At 46.3% G+C, this 17,098-nt stretch carries 16 protein-coding genes; 4 read left to right on the top strand and 12 right to left on the bottom strand.

Annotation, left to right across the window (positions count from 1 at the left end; genetic code table 11):
* Positions 1-128: 128 nt before the first annotated feature.
* The 4 genes from F7D47_RS12175 to F7D47_RS12160 all read right to left on the bottom strand — a co-directional run bounded on the left by F7D47_RS12175 (position 129) and on the right by F7D47_RS12160 (position 6,240).
* Entirely contained in the window at positions 129-2,666 is a 2,538-nt protein-coding gene (locus F7D47_RS12175) for a glycoside hydrolase family 31 protein (RefSeq protein ID WP_153086021.1), read from the bottom strand.
* Between the two features lie 178 nt (positions 2,667-2,844).
* Complete coding sequence (locus tag F7D47_RS12170) at positions 2,845-4,449, bottom strand: helix-turn-helix domain-containing protein (RefSeq protein ID WP_153086020.1); 1,605 nt, start codon at positions 4,447-4,449, stop codon at positions 2,845-2,847.
* Positions 4,450-4,503: 54 nt separating this feature from the next.
* Positions 4,504-5,334, bottom strand: a complete 831-nt coding sequence (locus tag F7D47_RS12165; protein ID WP_153086033.1) for a bifunctional metallophosphatase/5'-nucleotidase — start codon at positions 5,332-5,334, stop codon at positions 4,504-4,506.
* 123 nt (positions 5,335-5,457) lie between these two features.
* Positions 5,458-6,240 (bottom strand): 5'-nucleotidase C-terminal domain-containing protein, encoded by a 783-nt coding sequence (locus tag F7D47_RS12160; protein WP_437181626.1) that lies wholly within the window; start codon positions 6,238-6,240, stop codon positions 5,458-5,460.
* A 223-nt stretch (positions 6,241-6,463) separates the two neighbouring features.
* Here F7D47_RS12160 and rplS point away from each other — a divergent pair, with 223 nt between their 5' ends.
* Positions 6,464-6,874, top strand: a complete 411-nt coding sequence (gene rplS / locus F7D47_RS12155) for a 50S ribosomal protein L19 (protein ID WP_411197477.1) — start codon at positions 6,464-6,466, stop codon at positions 6,872-6,874.
* Between the two features lie 155 nt (positions 6,875-7,029).
* On the opposite strand, the gene F7D47_RS12150 is transcribed toward rplS, so the two are convergent.
* A complete protein-coding gene (locus tag F7D47_RS12150) occupies positions 7,030-7,254 on the bottom strand; it encodes a hypothetical protein (protein WP_022122172.1) in 225 nt (74 codons plus the stop codon).
* A 212-nt stretch (positions 7,255-7,466) separates the two neighbouring features.
* Between F7D47_RS12150 and F7D47_RS12145 the strand changes: the two genes are divergently transcribed.
* On the top strand, positions 7,467-8,651 hold the full coding sequence (locus tag F7D47_RS12145; RefSeq protein WP_006848783.1) for a phosphoribosylaminoimidazolecarboxamide formyltransferase: 1,185 nt from the start codon (positions 7,467-7,469) through the stop codon (positions 8,649-8,651).
* A gap of 21 nt (positions 8,652-8,672) precedes the next feature.
* Entirely contained in the window at positions 8,673-8,873 is a 201-nt protein-coding gene (locus F7D47_RS12140; protein ID WP_153086019.1) for a hypothetical protein, read from the top strand.
* A 542-nt stretch (positions 8,874-9,415) separates the two neighbouring features.
* Here F7D47_RS12140 and F7D47_RS12135 read toward each other — a convergent pair.
* The 6 genes from F7D47_RS12135 to hpt form a co-directional block, all read right to left on the bottom strand.
* Positions 9,416-10,609 carry a peptidoglycan DD-metalloendopeptidase family protein gene (locus F7D47_RS12135; protein ID WP_153086018.1) on the bottom strand — a complete coding sequence of 398 codons (1,194 nt, stop codon included), beginning with the start codon at positions 10,607-10,609 and terminating at the stop codon, positions 9,416-9,418.
* A gap of 158 nt (positions 10,610-10,767) precedes the next feature.
* Positions 10,768-11,607: a peptidoglycan editing factor PgeF gene (pgeF, locus tag F7D47_RS12130; protein ID WP_153086017.1), complete on the bottom strand. Its 840-nt coding sequence runs from the start codon at positions 11,605-11,607 to the stop codon at positions 10,768-10,770.
* Between the two features lie 5 nt (positions 11,608-11,612).
* Positions 11,613-12,773 carry a GTPase ObgE gene (obgE, locus tag F7D47_RS12125; RefSeq protein ID WP_006848787.1) on the bottom strand — a complete coding sequence of 387 codons (1,161 nt, stop codon included), beginning with the start codon at positions 12,771-12,773 and terminating at the stop codon, positions 11,613-11,615.
* A 71-nt stretch (positions 12,774-12,844) separates the two neighbouring features.
* The gene (locus F7D47_RS12120; protein WP_022122168.1) at positions 12,845-13,417 is read right to left on the bottom strand and encodes an adenylate kinase; all 573 of its coding nucleotides are present in this window, start codon (positions 13,415-13,417) and stop codon (positions 12,845-12,847) included.
* Between the two features lie 200 nt (positions 13,418-13,617).
* Positions 13,618-13,743: a hypothetical protein gene (locus tag F7D47_RS15120; protein ID WP_418327036.1), complete on the bottom strand. Its 126-nt coding sequence runs from the start codon at positions 13,741-13,743 to the stop codon at positions 13,618-13,620.
* A gap of 85 nt (positions 13,744-13,828) precedes the next feature.
* Complete coding sequence (hpt, locus tag F7D47_RS12115; protein ID WP_153086016.1) at positions 13,829-14,368, bottom strand: hypoxanthine phosphoribosyltransferase; 540 nt, start codon at positions 14,366-14,368, stop codon at positions 13,829-13,831.
* A 166-nt stretch (positions 14,369-14,534) separates the two neighbouring features.
* Here hpt and F7D47_RS12110 point away from each other — a divergent pair, with 166 nt between their 5' ends.
* Positions 14,535-16,049, top strand: coding sequence for an NAD(P)H-hydrate dehydratase (locus tag F7D47_RS12110; RefSeq protein WP_153086015.1), 1,515 nt, complete (start codon positions 14,535-14,537; stop codon positions 16,047-16,049).
* 29 nt (positions 16,050-16,078) lie between these two features.
* Here the strand turns inward: F7D47_RS12110 and F7D47_RS12105 are convergent, their stop codons facing one another.
* Complete coding sequence (locus F7D47_RS12105; RefSeq protein ID WP_153086014.1) at positions 16,079-17,086, bottom strand: LuxR C-terminal-related transcriptional regulator; 1,008 nt, start codon at positions 17,084-17,086, stop codon at positions 16,079-16,081.
* Positions 17,087-17,098 lie beyond the last annotated feature (12 nt).

The raw sequence follows: 17,098 nt of genomic DNA, 5'->3' as shown, positions 1-17,098 counted from the left end.
GTGTAAATCTGTGAAATCCGTGGGACATAAAAAATCCCACAGATTACACAGATTTACACAGATTCTTTATTGTTTACTTTATTAAAGTGGGCTCAGTATTATTACTTGATTTATTAAAACCGTTTATCTTATAGTTGTACCTTTACTGCCTTCCCGTCATATTCCACGCTCTTGCTTGCCTGCATAGGCTGATCGCCTGTTCCGCTATCAGCTCCCACCAGCACGATGTGGAATCTGCGATGCTTGAGCATTCCCTTATAACTACCCTTACGGGAGGCGATGCTCAGGGTTCTTCCTGCTTCATCCCACACAAACTTGATTTCAGAGAATTTACCCTTTTCGTAGTTATAGTTGTCGCCCTCGTCCTCATAGAGCGTAAACGTTCCATTGGCACCAGGATAGACACGGATTTCAAGCTCATCCCAAGGCTTCTCTGAACTATACTGCACTTCAGGACCGAATGGCAGAATGGTACCAGCCTTGATGAATACAGGCATGATGTCGATAGGACAAAGGCGCTGGATATCCTGACCACCCTCATACAGAGCATTGGTCCAGAAATCATACCATTTATTACCCTTTGGCAAGTAAACATTCACAGGTGCAGCTGCCTTCCTTACATCAGGATAGATGGTATGGCCCTTCTTCTCCTTATCCTTCCAGGTGTATAAAGGATCGGTTACCGGCTTCACCAGAATGTTGCGGCCGAAGAGATACTCATCGTTCAGGCGGGAAGCCTTTTTGTCTGCCGCATAGTCCATCACCAGGGCACGCATCATGCTTCCGCTATTCTGCACGCAGTCGCTTGCTGTACTGTAAATGTAAGGAAGGAGACGATAGCGCAGCTTGATGCTCTTAATCATGGCATCATAAGCCCAGTCGCCCTGTTTTCCGAATTCATACAGTTCGCTTACCATCGGTGCAGAACAGTGGTTGCGCATCAATGGCATGAAGGTTCCCCATTGCATCCAACGGGTCTGCAATTCCTGAACAGCAGGATTCTTAGGTTTCTGTTCAAACTCCCAGTAGAAGAAACCACCCAGGTCGGTATTCCAGAAAGGAATGCCACAGAGCGAGAAGTTCAAACCCGATGGAATCTGATTCTTCATCTCGTTCCAGGAAGCTAACACATCGCCGCTCCAGCAGAGAGTGCCATAATGCTGTATACCAAAACTGCCGCTTCGGGTCATCTGGAGCGAACGCTTTGTGTTGCCCTTCATCGCTCTCTGATGCTCATAGATGCTCTTGTTATGCAATAATGGGAAGGCGTTTTTCACTCCAAGCCATGAACCATCGTAGGTCTGGTAGTTCTCATCACCCGGCTTCTCAAAATGGTCTGGTTCCGTAGAATCGGTCCACCAGGCATCGAATCCCATTTGGTAGAGATGACTAAGATATTTCCAATAGAGGTCGCGAGCCTTCGGATTGAAGACATCGTATGGCATCACGCCATTGTTTCTTGGCCAGGTATCGAAAGGAAGGAGAGCATTCATCTTCTTCAGCTCACGATACTGTTCGGTCCAAGGACCAAAACTTGACCAAATGGAAATCATCAGGTGGGCATCGTTCTTGTGAACATACTTCACCATTTCCTCCGGACTCTTCAGTCGAGGCTCTCCCTGTGCCTTCATCTGCTTCATATCAGTAGGAAGATACTTGGCATAAGCTGGGTCGCCCACCTTATTAATATAATATGGGTTCTGGAACTTCATCGCATTCCAGTTGGAATCGCATCCCCAATATTGCCAATCCTGCACGATGGCATCAGTAGGAATCTTCAGTTCACGATACTTGTCCAATACGCCTGCCAGTTCATCGCTGGTCTTATAGCGCTCGCGGCATTGCCAGAAGCCCATTGCCCATTTCGGGAACATGGTTGCCTGTCCGGTGAGTTCACGGATGCTGGCGATGACTCCATCCTGCGTACCATCCTTGTACATGAAATAGTAGTCAGCGCAGGTTCCCACTTCGCTGGTAAAGGAAGTGCATGATGGCTGGTTGCTATTGTTCCTGGATGCTACCACATCATTGAAATAGGTTTTTCCGGCATTGTCCCAGTAAAGACCATAGCCCTTCTCGCTGGTGAAATAAGGGATAGCAATGTAAGTGTTATGATTCCAGAGTTCAATATTCTGGCGGCCACGCTGATTCATATAAACATCACGCAGCTGTCCCAAGCCATAGATGGCCTCGTCGTCGGCAAGACGGAAGTCCTGCTCTATGCGGTACTTACCCTTGTTGGCTTCATCCTTGCGGGCTTCCAGACGGGTCTTCGTATCGGTAAGCAACAGTTTTCCATCCTTCGAAAGGAAGCGGATTTCGCCTGTCTGCTGATTCAGTTCGACGGAAATGAAACTAGACTTAATATTTACAATATCCCCGTTTTCCTGTATTTGAATACCCTTCATCTGCTGAGGTTTCAAGATGACAGAATAGCTTTTCTTCTGAACGGAAGCACCAACACCGGCATCTGATTTCAAGATGCGGACGATGGATGGAGAATAGAATTCGATGGTTACATTCTGTTGAGCCACCTGACGGGTGATGGACTTGGCAGCCGCACCTTTCTGGGTGCTTGCCACCTTTACGCTCTTGGCGCTGAGTTCACTTGGAACACCAACGGCAGCGATGCCCAAAAGGGCAATGAAAGATAAATTCCTTAGCATACTTTTGTTTATTTTATTAGAGGGTTTATGATTTATCCAATTCCAAATACATAGGATTGGATTTCTGCTGCAAAGGTAATGCTAAATGTTAGAAAAGGGATAAAACAAATGATGATTCGAGTGGTACATTTGTTGAATCATACCGAAAAAGCCCCTTCCAAGGCTATTCCGGCACGATTTATCTATATTCTGAAGGCAATACGCCAAATTCCTTCTTAAAACACTTTGTGAAATAACTGGGCGAACTGAAGCCCGTCCTCTCCGCAATTTCATTCACGGTGAGTTTGCCTTCCTGAAGCAAAGAAGCTGCACGATAAAGGCGGATACTGCGGATAAATGCAACAGGTGTAGTATCGATCAGAGCCGTCAGCTTTTTATAAAGTCCCGTCCGCTCCATGCAGAGGTCCCTCGCCAGTTGCTCTACACCATATTCGCCATCTTCAAGATGCTGCTCTACCAGAGCACGCACCTGAAGTATCAGTTCAGGCTCCTGATTAAGAGTTTCGGCTGTTTCCTGCTGCTGGCTATCCGCTGGCAATAAAGGAACTTCATCTTTAATAGAATCAGTATTTATTACATTTATCCTCTTTCTTCTACGAAGATAAAGAGTGATGATGCCCGCCAAAGTCGCAAGGAAGACAACAAAGCCAGCTATCGCCCATCCCGACTGCCACCAGGGCTGGTCTATCGTAAAAAAGAGACCCAACATAGGTGAAACATAGATTAAACCATCGTGATAGGTTCCCAGCCAGATGGCTCCTTCCTTATCCCGATAAACCGTATTGATGCCCGTGGTGAGCGATTTTCCATCAGGTAAAGACAATTCCCTTACCTCGCGTGGAGTAGTTCCCAACTTGAAGTCGAACATCAGATAACCATGCTGACTGCTGATCAAAGCCTGATTGTCTGATGACATATTCAACGTATGCAAGATGTAATTGCATGCGAATATCCTGGAAAACTTCCGGGTTTCAGGATTGAAATGCAGGAAAATGGAAGCATCCGCCTTGTTCTTCTCATCACGTCCGGTCCTAATCTGGTAAAACTGTCCGCTCAGCGTCTGAATAGTGAGCGAGGTATTCCGATAATGCTGAACTTCGGCTGTTGAATAGGCAGAAGCGGCATAAACCAGCTTATCTTTCTGAAAAACCGCCACGATTCCCGAATTCATGAAAGCATAAACTTGTTTGCCATCGGTATCTAAATCCTGCAGACTCCCCCATTCCTTCTTCAAATGAATCAGATTACCATCCTGCGTATTGAGCAGCGAATCACCCATAACAACCCAGACATTCTTCCTGCTATCTACAAACAGGTCCTGAATAGCATTCCCAGTAGGAGTGTTTGGGATTATCCTCATCTTATTCTCTTTTCCATTTCCTGGCAGAGAATCAAGGGGATGCTCCTGAAGTCTGCCCTCTGCAAGCTGAATACAAAATATCTTCTGGTATTCCTTTATCCAAAGTCTATCCTGGCTATCAGCATAAAGATGCGTCTGCCCCTTGTATTTCGTGATGCTTTCTGCCTTTTCTGCAGGAAGAGGGATAAAGGTGAAACGCCTTCCATTGTAGAGATTGATGCCCTTGCGAGTTCTCACTGCCAACCTGCCATCTGCCAACTGTATCATCTGTAGGATACAATTATCAGAAAGACCCTGTTGGGTATTGAGCACATAGAAATAATCGTTTGTCTCTACCTTCTGGGCTGAACCGGTAAGTATCCAGCCCCAAAAGCAGAGGAAAACGATGCATAGTTTGATGATATATGGTTTATAACTTCTCATGGATTCTTAAGAAGGCTGACACCTCGCGTTTTGCCAGGTATCTACCTTCTTCTTTTATTTATTCTTTACGATATCCAAAGTCATCTTGCCAACCCAGATAGCGCTCTTGCCGTTCTGGTCGATTGGCACCGGTTTGCCATCGAGATTATTCAGATACTCCAACTGCTTGAAGTAGGTATGGCTATGACCGCCCAGTATCAGGTCGATGTCACGGGTGGCTGGGGCTACCTCAGAATCGTCGATGCCATCTATCTTCCAGCCCAGGTGGGAGATGCAGATGATGACATCACACTTCTCTTTCTTCTTCAATATCTCTGTCATTTCCTTTGCCTTGGCGATAGGATCGAGATATTTGATGCAGCCATAGTTGGCTTCAATTACCAGACCGGCAAGTTCCGGACACAAGCCGAAAACGCCAATCTTCAGTCCCTTGCGCTTGATAATGGTGTAAGGCTTTACGATATTTGCCAGTTCGGTACCAGTGAAATCATAGTTGGAACAGACGATAGGAAACTTCGCCATCTTGAAGATGCGCACCATGTTGTCTATTCCGAAATCGAACTCGTGGTTGCCGATGGTAGCGGCATCATATTTCATCTCGTTCATCAGTCCTACTTCTACATCTCCCTTGAAGAGAGAGTAATAAGGTGAACCCTGTGAGAAATCGCCACTATCAAAGAGCAGCAAGTCGGGATTCGCCTTGCGCTCTTCCTTAATCATCGCCACCCTACGGAGAAAACCGCCACGATTTGCTGTTGCCGTATCTGCGAGATTCGGATTGATTGGCATCACGCATGAATGCGTATCGTTGGTATGGAGCACTACGAGCTGCTTTACCACCTTTGCCTCTTTCTTAGCCTTAGCTTGAACGGCTGCTGGCTGCATCACGAAAGATGCCAGAACCAGACCTATATATAATAATGTATGTTTCATCAGAACTATCAACTATAAACTATCGTCTATAAACTATAAACTGTTAACTATAAACTATTAACTATAAACTGTTAACTATAAACTATCAACTGAGCATCTGCCTTCAATCTTGGATTCCACCATCTTGCCCTGTGCCTGCATCTCACGGAAATAATTCATGATGATGTAGCGCACATTGTTCTCTTTCTGCTTAGGAGCAAAGACATCGGTTCCGCTCTTGAAGGCTACGAGCTGGTCATTACCTTCGGCAAGATAATCGAGGGTAGCAATGCGGTAACTCTTCTCCGGATCAACAGGTTCACCATTCAGCGTAACGCTCTTCAGTTTGCCATCCCTGGTGATAACCATTCTAACGGCATGGCTCAAGCCTTCGCCACCACGATGAGCTATCTGCTGGAAAAGCTCCAGAACCTTATCACCCTTCAAGGTTAGGAAACAGATTTTGTTCTCGAAAGGAGCCATATCGTTCACATCGCCTATAGTAACCTTACCCTTGGCAAGATTAGAACGGATGCCACCCATATTGTAAACAGCGAAAACAGGCTGTTCTTCAAACTGCTTGCCACCCCATATCAGTATGTCACAGAGCAAGTTACTGAGTTCGCTCTCCGGACGGTGACGGGTCATATCATGAGCAATATGACCCACAACAGGGCCCATGATACTGTCTACCTTACTCTTATAAGGAGCGATAAACCTGGCAGCCTCAGCATCAGGCTGTGCATCCCATTTCTGATCAACCAATATTCGGGTTCTCTCCACCTTCGCCACCTTGTATTTCTGGGCGAAAGCCGGACTTGCCATCAGCAGCATGACTGCCGAAGCAAGGTAAATCTTGATATTATATTTTTTCTTCATACTTAATACACTAAATACTTTTAGAGCGCAAAGATACAAAATAAATCTGTGAAATCCGTGAAATCTGTGGGAAAAGACGTTGACAAGAAAGAAAAAGAGTTAAATCTGCGAGAAAAAAGAAAGAAAGTGACTGAAAATTTGCGAGATACAAGAAAAAGTAGTAACTTTGCACCCGCTTTTCGGCGTAACCGCTGTTGTCTGGGCAGAAGTGTTGTCCAAGTCCATGTTGCGTTGGAACGACAAACAATTTTTAATTTTATACAAAAAAATGGATTTGATTAAAGTTGCTGAAGAAGCATTTGCAACCGGCAAGAAGTTCCCTGAGTTCAAGGCAGGTGATACTATCACAGTCGCTTACAAAATCGTCGAGGGTACTAAGGAGCGTATCCAGCTCTATCGTGGTGTTGTTATCAAGATCTCTGGTCATGGTGACAAGAAGCGTTTTACAGTTCGCAAGATGTCTGGTACTGTAGGTGTTGAGCGTATCTTCCCTATCGAGTCACCAGCTATCGATTCTATCGAGGTGAACAAGCATGGTAAGGTTCGTCGCGCTAAGTTGTATTACTTGCGTAAGCTTACTGGTAAGAAGGCTCGTATCGCTGAGAAGAAGACTGTAGCTAAGGGTGCAGAATAATTTTTCTTAGGAGACCTAATCAGAAAAAAAATAAAGGGAATCCAGTCTCACGACCGGATTCCCTTTTTTATATCTACAATCTTATACCGAAAAACAACTATCTTTACAATTAAATAAATCATGGCTGCCTACTAAACCAACCATGCTCCATTCTTTTATTTTTCGCCCGCATCATAATTCACGAGCCCATCCTCCGTGCCGTGTAAAGCACCTTGGAAATCATCCCAACTCTGGAATCCGGCAAGCAGCGCCAGCTTGTCCAAAGTCTGGCGGGAAGGCTTCTCCTTCCCTTTTAAAACATCCCACATTTTGTGGAAAACATGTGCCTTGCCAACCTTCTTTTCTATGTGTTCAGCAAGAACTTTCAAATCCTGTTTCATAACAATCCTCTCATATTTACTAACTGGGAGCAAAAGTACTGAAAAAGAATGAAACAGAGTACATTTTTCCCGACTTTTTTATGTTTTGGGGTAAAAAAAATGCTTTATATCATAAAAATGCTGCTTTTTAGGGCTTTTTACGAAACAGAAGTCCAATATCTCAATCATTTTTTGTAACTTTGCGCCAAATTCCAAAATACATTTCTTAGAAGATGAAAGAATTAGCACTTAAGTACGGATGTAATCCAAATCAGAAACCTTCTCGCATCTATATGGATGACGGAAGGGAACTTCCTATCGAAGTGATCAACGGCCGTCCTGGCTACATCAACTTCCTGGATGCCTTCAATTCCTGGCAATTGGTCAAGGAACTCAAGGCTGCTACAGGAATGCCTGCTGCCGCTAGTTTCAAACACGTTTCTCCTGCCGGTGCAGCTATCGGCTTGCCTCTGAGCGACACATTGAAGAAGATTTACTTCGTTGATGATGTCAAGTTTGAGCTCTCTCCATTGGCTTGTGCCTATGCACGTGCCCGTGGTGCTGACCGCATGTGCTCTTATGGCGACTTTGTTGCGCTGAGCGATGTATGCGACGAGGCTACAGCCCTCCTCATCAAGCGTGAGGTAAGCGATGGTGTCATTGCTCCGGGCTATACTCCTGAGGCTATCGAGGTTCTGAAGGAGAAGCGCAAGGGTACCTACTGCGTTATCAAGATTGATCCTGACTATGTGCCAGCTCCTATCGAGCGCAAGCAGGTGTTCGGTGTTACCTTCGAACAGGGACGTAACGAGGTGAAGCTTGATGATCCTGCTCTCTTCGAGGATGTTCCTACCAAGAACAAGACTTTCACTCCTGAGGCTAAGCGCGATCTGATCATCTCGCTCATCACCCTGAAGTATACTCAGAGTAACTCTGTATGCTACGTAAAGGATGGTCAGGCTATCGGTATCGGTGCCGGTCAGCAGAGCCGTATCCACTGTACCCGTCTGGCTGGTTCTAAGGCTGATGAGTGGTGGTTGCGCCAGTGTCCTAAGGTGATGAACCTGCCTTTCAAGGAGAAGATCCGTCGTGCCGACCGCGACAATACCATCAATGTCTACATCTCTGATGAGTGGGAGGATGTATTGCAGGACGGCGTTTGGGAGCAGTTCTTTACTGAGAAGCCTGAGCCATTGACCCGCGAGGAGAAGAAGGCTTGGATTGCACAGAACAAGGGTGTGAGCGTTGGTAGTGATGCTTTCTTCCCATTCGGCGACAATATTGAGCGTGCTCACAAGAGTGGTGTTGAATACATAGCAGAAGCAGGCGGTAGTATCCGTGACGATAATGTTATTGATACCTGCGATAAGTACGGCATCGCTATGGCGTTTACTCACGTTCGCCTCTTCCATCACTAATTTATTATATAATTAAGGTATATGAGTGAAATTGACGATATTATCATGGGCGGTATGGTCTTCAAAGGCGGCGGTGGTCCTAAGAAGGATGACGACGACAAGGTGAAGACCAAAGCCAAGAAGAAAAAGTACATAACGGGTGCTCACGGTAGTGGCTCTGCCCGTCAGAAGGCAAAGTATCGCCAGCAGAGAGCCAATCGTAAATCCCAGAAGAAGAAATAATACTTCTCTATCATAAATACATGTTTCGCCCGTGTGCTGTCTGATAACAGCGCACGGGCGAACTGTTTTCTGACAATGGGGAAAACCGAAATAGAGTACTAGCAAGCGAAAGACAGTATACTAGTATTCGAAGAACAGCCCACTAGCGCCAATGTTGCCAGTGGGCTGTTCTGCATAAACAGTCGGTAAAATCCAGGGGAAAAGCGGTGGAAGTAACGGATAGGAAAAAACTCTTCACTCTTCACCTTTCCTTCGGAAACCCCTGTGTTTATCGGTGTTTCGAGGGGTGAAGAGTTTCTTTCAACTCTTCACCCACTCTTCACCACTCTTCACCCGCACAGCCTCAAGCGAGTTTGCGTTTCTTGCGCCGGTCCTTTTAGCGGATTGCAAATCCGCCGAAACAGAAACAGATTGGAGCCGAAACGACCAGGGTGAAGAGTGGTGAAGAGTGGGTGAAGAGTGCCCAAACACTCTTCACCCCTCGAAATGCCGATAAACACTAGGGTTTCCAGGCGAAAGGTGAAGAGTGAAGAGTAAAACGGCTAACGGTTCTTTACACTCTTGACGCCCCTACCCTTCGTTAGATGAAGGGTTACAGGCTTCAATTGATGCTTGCCGTGGTCATAAATGATGGCTGGGTCCAGTCGTCTGCCACCAAAGCTAACCTCGAAATGGAGGTGCTCTGTAGTCGCTCTACCGGTACGGCCCGTCAAGCCGATTACCTGACCAGCCTTTACCTTATCGCCCTTCTTCACCTTGTTTCTGCTCTGATGACTGTAGAGCGTCTCGAAACCATAAGCATGCTTGATACGGATGCAGTTGCCATAGCCAAAATAAGGTCCTGATGCAACAACCTTACCATCAAAGGCAGCCACAATCTCATCATTCGGACACGTCTTGAGGTCAACTCCCGAATGGCGGCGCTTGCCACCATAAGGACTGATTACCTTAGCACCCGGCAAAGGATAAGCCCAGGCGGTCTTTTCTATCTTTTCCAAATCGAGCTCGAAAGTATTGGTAATGGTAAACGGATCATTAACCTCATCAGGGTCGAGCGTCATTCCATCGCCTATTCCACCCTTTTTCTTGCCAGATGCCTCCTTGTCAGCCTCAGCATTTCTTCCTACAGAAGAATCCTTGCCACCGATAACCGAAGCGATGACACGGGCACCCTGCTTGCGGAACTGCACCGTCTGGCGGCGCAACTTATGCGATTTCAACTCTACGAAAGTTTCCGGATTCAACCTACCGCCATTCACCATGATAGAGAAGTCGCAATAAGTTTCCCCCTCCTTAGAGCCTACAATGGCAATCGTCTGTCCGGCATCCACATGCTGTCCTACCTTAACCAGGTTCTCAGCATTGTTGGCATAAACGGTTTCCAGACCGCAATCGTGGCGCACCACGATGACATTACCCATTGATTCCGACTTTCTGGAAAGTCGCACATAACCTTCGAGCATCGCCTTGACAGCATCGCCTTTAGAGGTAGAGATACGCAACACATGATTGTTCAGAAGGGTTGCTTTGCCCACAGGAAGCGGGAAGGAATATTCCTTAGCTCGGAATATCTCAAAGTCTACATTAAATGCCTGACTCTGGGCAAAGAGACCGGGTGTTGCAATACTCACCTGCTGCTGTTCGGCTGCCGTGAATACATTTTTAGCGGGCATAAAGCTGCTCAGCGAGAACACCATGAGTCCTGCCACAGCCAATAGCCGCAATCCTTTTTTCATTCTTTTCATTATTTACTTTTTCTTTTCTGATTCTCAAAAATTCTATAAACTATTAACTATAAACTGAAAAACATCCATTTCTCCCTCTCCGTTCTTACAGAAAAGGAAAAATGGATGTTATCTTGAAAACTATCTGATACTTACCTGCTACCAGGCTTTTACTTCAACAAGATGCCTGTGAAGATTCTGCCGCTCTCTATACCCAGCTTTCTGGCAGAGAAGTACTCATCGCTGTGGGCAAAGGTACAGATGCCACAATCCTGGATATTCTCTTCGGCCACTCCACAATGCAGAAGAATCTGTCTATTGCAGAGCGGAAGATTGAGATGCCATTTCAGCGGCTGCACGATATTACCCTCAGCAGCCAGGCGCTCACGCTCAGCAGGATCTACCGAGAAGGCGGCATTAGGACGCTGTTCGGCAATCTCTTCCATAGGGAAAGCTGCCTGCTCGAACGCCTCGTAAACTTCATCGCCCACCTCGAAATGGTCGAGCGAAATGCCCGGCCCTATCACCGCCTTCAACTTCTTCGGGTCGGTATGATAGGTAAACGCCATCTCCTGAATGGTTTTATGCACGATGCGAGCCAGCGTACCACGCCAGCCGGCATGGATGGCAGCCACAGCATGATGCTCCTCATCATAAAGAAGCACAGGGATGCAATCGGCAGTAGAAACACCGATACATACACCTTTCTGGTCAGTCATCACGGCATCTACACCTTCGAGCACCATCTTGCGGATATTTTCAGGCATGGTGAGAAACTCACCGGCAATATTGCGCACCTCTACTCCATGCACCTGATGGGGCATGATGAGATGGGCTGTATCAATACCCAACTCTGTGGCAAGACGCTTGCGGTTTTCAGCCACATGTTCTGCATTGTCACCGCAAAACTCATTGATATTAAATTCGCCATAGTTGCCCTGGCTCACTCCTCCCTTGCGGGTAGTAGAGAAAGCCTTGACACCAGAAGCTACCTGATATTCTTTGATCATAACATTTATTCGTATTCGAAATCATCGAGGTCGTCAACATCCTCGATTTCATCCTCATCAATATATTCTACTACATCCTCGCCCTCTGCAGCCAGTTCCTGCTGGAAGCGAGACATATCCTTGTCACGGTGAACAAGCGTATCTTCGGCAGTAATCTCCTGAAGCTTGTTGCTCTCAGAATTGAGTTCCTTCCAGAGCACGTCCTTCAGCTCCTGGATACCCTGTCCGGTAACAGACGAGATGAAGACCACCGGAAGATCGGTAGGCAAAGTTTCCTTGAGCATTTCAATCAGTTCTTCGTCGAGCAGATCGCACTTGGTGATAGCCAGCACGCGATGCTTGTCGAGCATCTCTGGATTGAAGTTCTTCAGTTCGCCCAGCAATACTTCATATTCTTTCTTGATGTCGTCAGTATCGCCCGGAACCATGAAGAGCAGCAGAGAGTTGCGCTCAATATGGCGGAGGAATCGCAAGCCCAAACCTTTTCCTTCGCTCGCGCCCTCGATGATGCCAGGGATATCAGCCATGACAAAACTCTGGTGATCGCGATAATCTACGATACCCAGCGATGGTTCGAGCGTAGTAAACGGATAGTTTGCAATCTTAGGACGGGCACTTGATACAGCACTCAGCAAAGTTGACTTACCGGCATTAGGGAAACCTACCAGACCTACATCGGCAAGGAGCTTGAGCTCCATGATGATGGTCATCTCCTGCATAGGTTCGCCCGGCTGTGCATAGCGAGGAGCCTGGTTGGTAGAGGTACGGAACTGGAAGTTGCCCAATCCGCCACGACCGCCCTTGAGGAGCAGAACCTCCTGCCCGTCATAAGCCACATCGCATACAAACTTGCCTGTTTCGGCATTATATACCACGGTACCGCAAGGCACATCGATATAAATATCCTTGCCATCGGTTCCATGACACTTATCACGGCCACCATTTCCACCATGCTCGGCAAAGAAGTGGCGCTGATACTTGAGGTGCAGCAACGTCCAGTAGTTATGGTTGCCGCGGAGATAGATGCTTCCTCCACGTCCGCCGTCGCCACCGTCAGGACCGCCGTTAGGCTGGTACTTTACGTGGCGCAGGTGCATGGAGCCCTTGCCACCCTTACCAGAGCGGCATTGTATCTTTACGTAGTCTACGAAATTGGATTCAGCCATTTATTCTTTTCTTTTTATTTATTTAATGAATAAATCTTCCCCACCATAGCGGGGAAGATTCTTTATCTTGATTACAAGTTGTCGATTACATTGCAAACACGAGCGAAGATTTCATCTACAGTACCGAGACCCTCGATGTGGTGATGAATGCCTTCCTTCTCATACCAGTCGATGAGCGGAGCAGTCTGTGTATGATAAACATTGAGACGCTTCTTGATAGTCTCCTCGTTATCATCAGAACGGCCGCTTTCCTTACCGCGGTTAATCAGGCGAGCCATCAGCTCATCCTCAGGAACAGCCAACTCAATCATCGCAGCAATCTTATGACCACGCTCAGAAAGCATCTTCTTCAGAGCCTCAGCCTGTGGAGTGGTACGTGGGAAACCGTCGAAGATTACACCAGCGTGATCCTTACCGAAGCTATCGTATACACTTGCGAGAATGTCAATCATCAACTCGTCTGGAATCAACTGACCATTGTCGATATAACCCTTAGCTGTCTTACCAAGTTCTGTACCGTTCTTGATTTCGTTACGAAGTACGTCACCTGTAGAAATGTGACCGAGACCATACTTCTCGATCATCTTGTCGCTCTGTGTGCCTTTACCTGCACCTGGAGCGCCGAAAATTACGATATTTTTCATTTTTACCTTAATATATATATAAAATATTTATGTTGTGTCAGAAACCTAGTTTATACTGTTAAACCATTGCTTTCCCTTTGGAGTCATAACAAATAACAAGAATACTATAGCAGGGATTCCTACCATAGCCAAAATAATGTATGTACCCAAAAAAGGAATATCTAAAAGGCAATTAAATGCCATCAAACTTAAATTTGCCATTATTTCTTCTTTTTATCGTTATCTTTTTTATTCTTCCTAATATAAATACCTGCTATAAACAATATGATTGCTATTAATCCGCTGATAACATACAACATCCAACGAACATCATTGAGATCCTGCATCATCGAAGTAACAAATACAGCAGTCAAGAAGTACTTGGAGACATCCAAGCAATAATCACTTATTTTCTCCCACATGCTTCACCTTCTATTCTTCTACAATGGTGTAGATGTCGCGGAGGTTTCTGCCTTCTTGGTCATAATCCAATCCATATCCCACGATGAAATCGTTAGGGATTTCCATAACAGCATAGTTGATATCAAGATCAACCTTCAAGTTGCCTGGTTTCACGAGGAGGGAACAAACCTCAACGCTGGCTGGGTTCATCTTCCTCAGGTCTTCAATCATGTGAGCCATGGTGAAACCGGAATCTACGATGTCCTCTACGATAACCACGTGGCGGCCTGCCAAATCCTGGTTCAAACCCATCAGGGTCTTCATGCTGCCCGTAGAGGAGGTACCCTCGTAAGAAGCATACTTCACGAATGAAATCTCGCTTGGCACGGTAATCATTCGCATCAAGTCGGCTGCAAAGATAAATGCGCCGTTCAATACTGCCAGGAAGACAGGTTTCTTGCCTGCATAATCCTTGTTCAGACGGTCTGCTACGACCTGTACTTTCTTCAGAATCTCAGCCTCAGGAATCGATGTCTTGAAGCTCTTATCCTTGATCTTTACTATGCTCATAGTCTGTTCTATAATAATATTTTCTGCAAAATTACGAAAAAAACATGAAACTTCGTGCTTTCATCAACTATTTTTTGTACTTTTGCATGAAAATAACCGTTTATCTGCATGAGTTGACAAATTATCACGACAGTTCGCGCAGATAATACTAAGATTATCAGATAATATGAAGATTTTCACAAGCGCTCAGATTCATGAGTTGGATAAATACACCATTGAGCACGAACCTATCAGTTCGCTCAACCTGATGGAACGTGCAGCCAAAGCGCTGACACGCGCCATAGAAGAGGAATGGTCTAACCGCACTCTAGTAGTTGTCTTCGCCGGTCCGGGTAATAACGGCGGCGATGCACTTGCTGTAGCCAGAATGCTCAGCGAGGATGGATATGATGTAAGTGTATACCTCTTTAATGTACAGAATAAGCTGTCGGCAGACTGTCTTGCCAACAAGAAGCGTCTGCTGGATGCAAAGAGAGTGAAATTTACTGAGATTACCACCAATCTGGACCCTCCTAAGCTCAATGCAGAAACGCTGGTGGTGGACGGACTCTTTGGAAGCGGACTCAACAAACCATTGGCTGGTGGATTCGCCGCGATGGTGAAATATATCAACCAGAGTCCTGCCAAGGTAGTAAGCATCGATATCCCTTCGGGACTGATGACCGAGGACAATTCCTATAATATCCATGCCAACATCATCCGTGCCAGTCTGACCCTTACCCTGCAGCAGAAGAAACTGTCGATGCTGATGGCGGATAACCAGCAGTACCTGGGCAGACTGCGCGTTCTCGACATCCGACTTTCCCAGGAATTCATCCAGAATACGGAGTGCCGGTGCCGCATACTCGAAGAGAACGACATCCGTCCGCTCCTGAAATCGCGCAGCGACTTTGCTCATAAAGGCAGCATGGGTAATGCGCTGCTCATAGCGGGAAGTTACGGCATGAGCGGCGCTTCGGTATTAGCCACCAAGGCTTGTCTGAGAACCGGTGCGGGCAAGGTAACAGCCCATACCCCAAAACGGAATTATGAAATCATGCAGATTTCGGTACCTGAAGCGGTACTGCAGATGGATGCTGAAGAAACCATATTCAGCGAACCGGTAGATACAGAGATGTTCGATGCGCTGGGCGTAGGTCCCGGATTGGGACAGAACGAGACAACAGCCATCGCCCTCATCGCCCAACTGCGCCGTGCTACCTGTCCGCTAGTCATTGATGCCGATGCGCTCAATATTCTTTCCAGCCATAGGGCGTGGATGCAGCAGTTGCCAAAGAACATCATCATGACACCTCATCCGAAGGAGTTCGACCGGCTTGCCGGCAATGCGAGCAGCAGCTGTACCGAAAGACTGATGAAGGCAAGCGAACTGGCAGAACGCCTCCAGGCATACATTATATTAAAGGGACATTATTCTGCACTCTGCTACCCTGACGGAAAGATTGATTTCTGCAGTACGGGCAACAGCGGTATGGCTACAGCAGGCAGCGGTGATGTGCTGACAGGTATCATCACCGGTCTTCTGGCAAGAGGATACCAACAGGAAGATGCCTGTCGCCTGGGTATGCATCTTCATGGTCTGGCTGGCGATCTTGCAGCCAAAGATCTGGGTAAAGAGAGCCTCATCGCCAGCGACATTATACAGTATCTTCCGAAAGCATTTCTCAGATTGGAAGAATAATGATCAAGAAATAAGAATATCCATAAAAGTCAGGAGTTCTCGGCTTCTGACTTTTTTACTTGTTTCTGCGCATCATAGAACCTTACTTCCAAGGTTCTCCTTAAATCATCGCGACGGTCCATATTCAACTTTTTGCGAATATGGCAACGCTGGCTGGTGATATTTGATTCACTCTTATTGAGTTCTGCACAAATTTCCTTTAAAGTATGCCCCTGAAGAATCAGCTTGCATATTTCCTTTTCGCTGAACGTAAGCCCATCACAAACCTGATCCCACGCCACTCTATTCAATTCTTCATTAAACAGATGTTCAGAAGCATGGGTAATAATCTTCTCCCGGACATCAGGAGTCAGACGCTTCATCAGGCTTTCTGCTGCTTCCGGTTGATTATCCTTCAAATCGGCAAGCATATTCAACGCCTTGTTTTCAACCCGACCCATCCGTTTCGGCTGGCGTAACCCCTTGGTTACAATACTCATATTATATACTGCCACATAAACCAGCATCATGAAACCCAGGAAAATAGTCTTCATACTGAACAGAACTGGCATAAGCGGAATACTGAACAGGTATATCAGCAACATCGGTATCATACCCACCGTGATGATGGTACAAGTCTTATACAAAGCTTGGCTTAACGCTGTAATAGCCAGGATAAAGACGACAAACAGGTTGCTGACAACGCTCAAATTATCATTAGCCAAACCGAAATTGATGCAAAATACGCTATCAAGAGCCAGTTTGGCGAACATCAGAAGATAAAGAGAAGAGATACCCTTCACGAAAGCAATCTTCCGTTTCCAAATCAGGAACTGCAGGAGGCAGAACACGAATGTATGCAAGCCACAGAGGCTTAAACCATAAGGTTCTTTCACCAGCAAAAAGAGCATAATATGATAAGGTATGATAACCAGCTCGCTTATCGTCAGAAGTAGAAAGGCGATAATGCGTCGGCGGTCTACCACACCACAATATAGAGGGCATAAATGATGCTCAACCCTCACAATCAGGTTTACAATGTCATTTTTCTGCTTCATTTCGTTTTGGTT

Origin of the sequence: Segatella copri (assembly GCF_009494835.1) — a bacterium.
GTDB classification, from domain to species: domain Bacteria; phylum Bacteroidota; class Bacteroidia; order Bacteroidales; family Bacteroidaceae; genus Prevotella; species Prevotella copri_F.
Note: the sequence above shows the minus strand (reverse complement) of the source record. Positions and strands in the feature narration are given on the sequence as shown.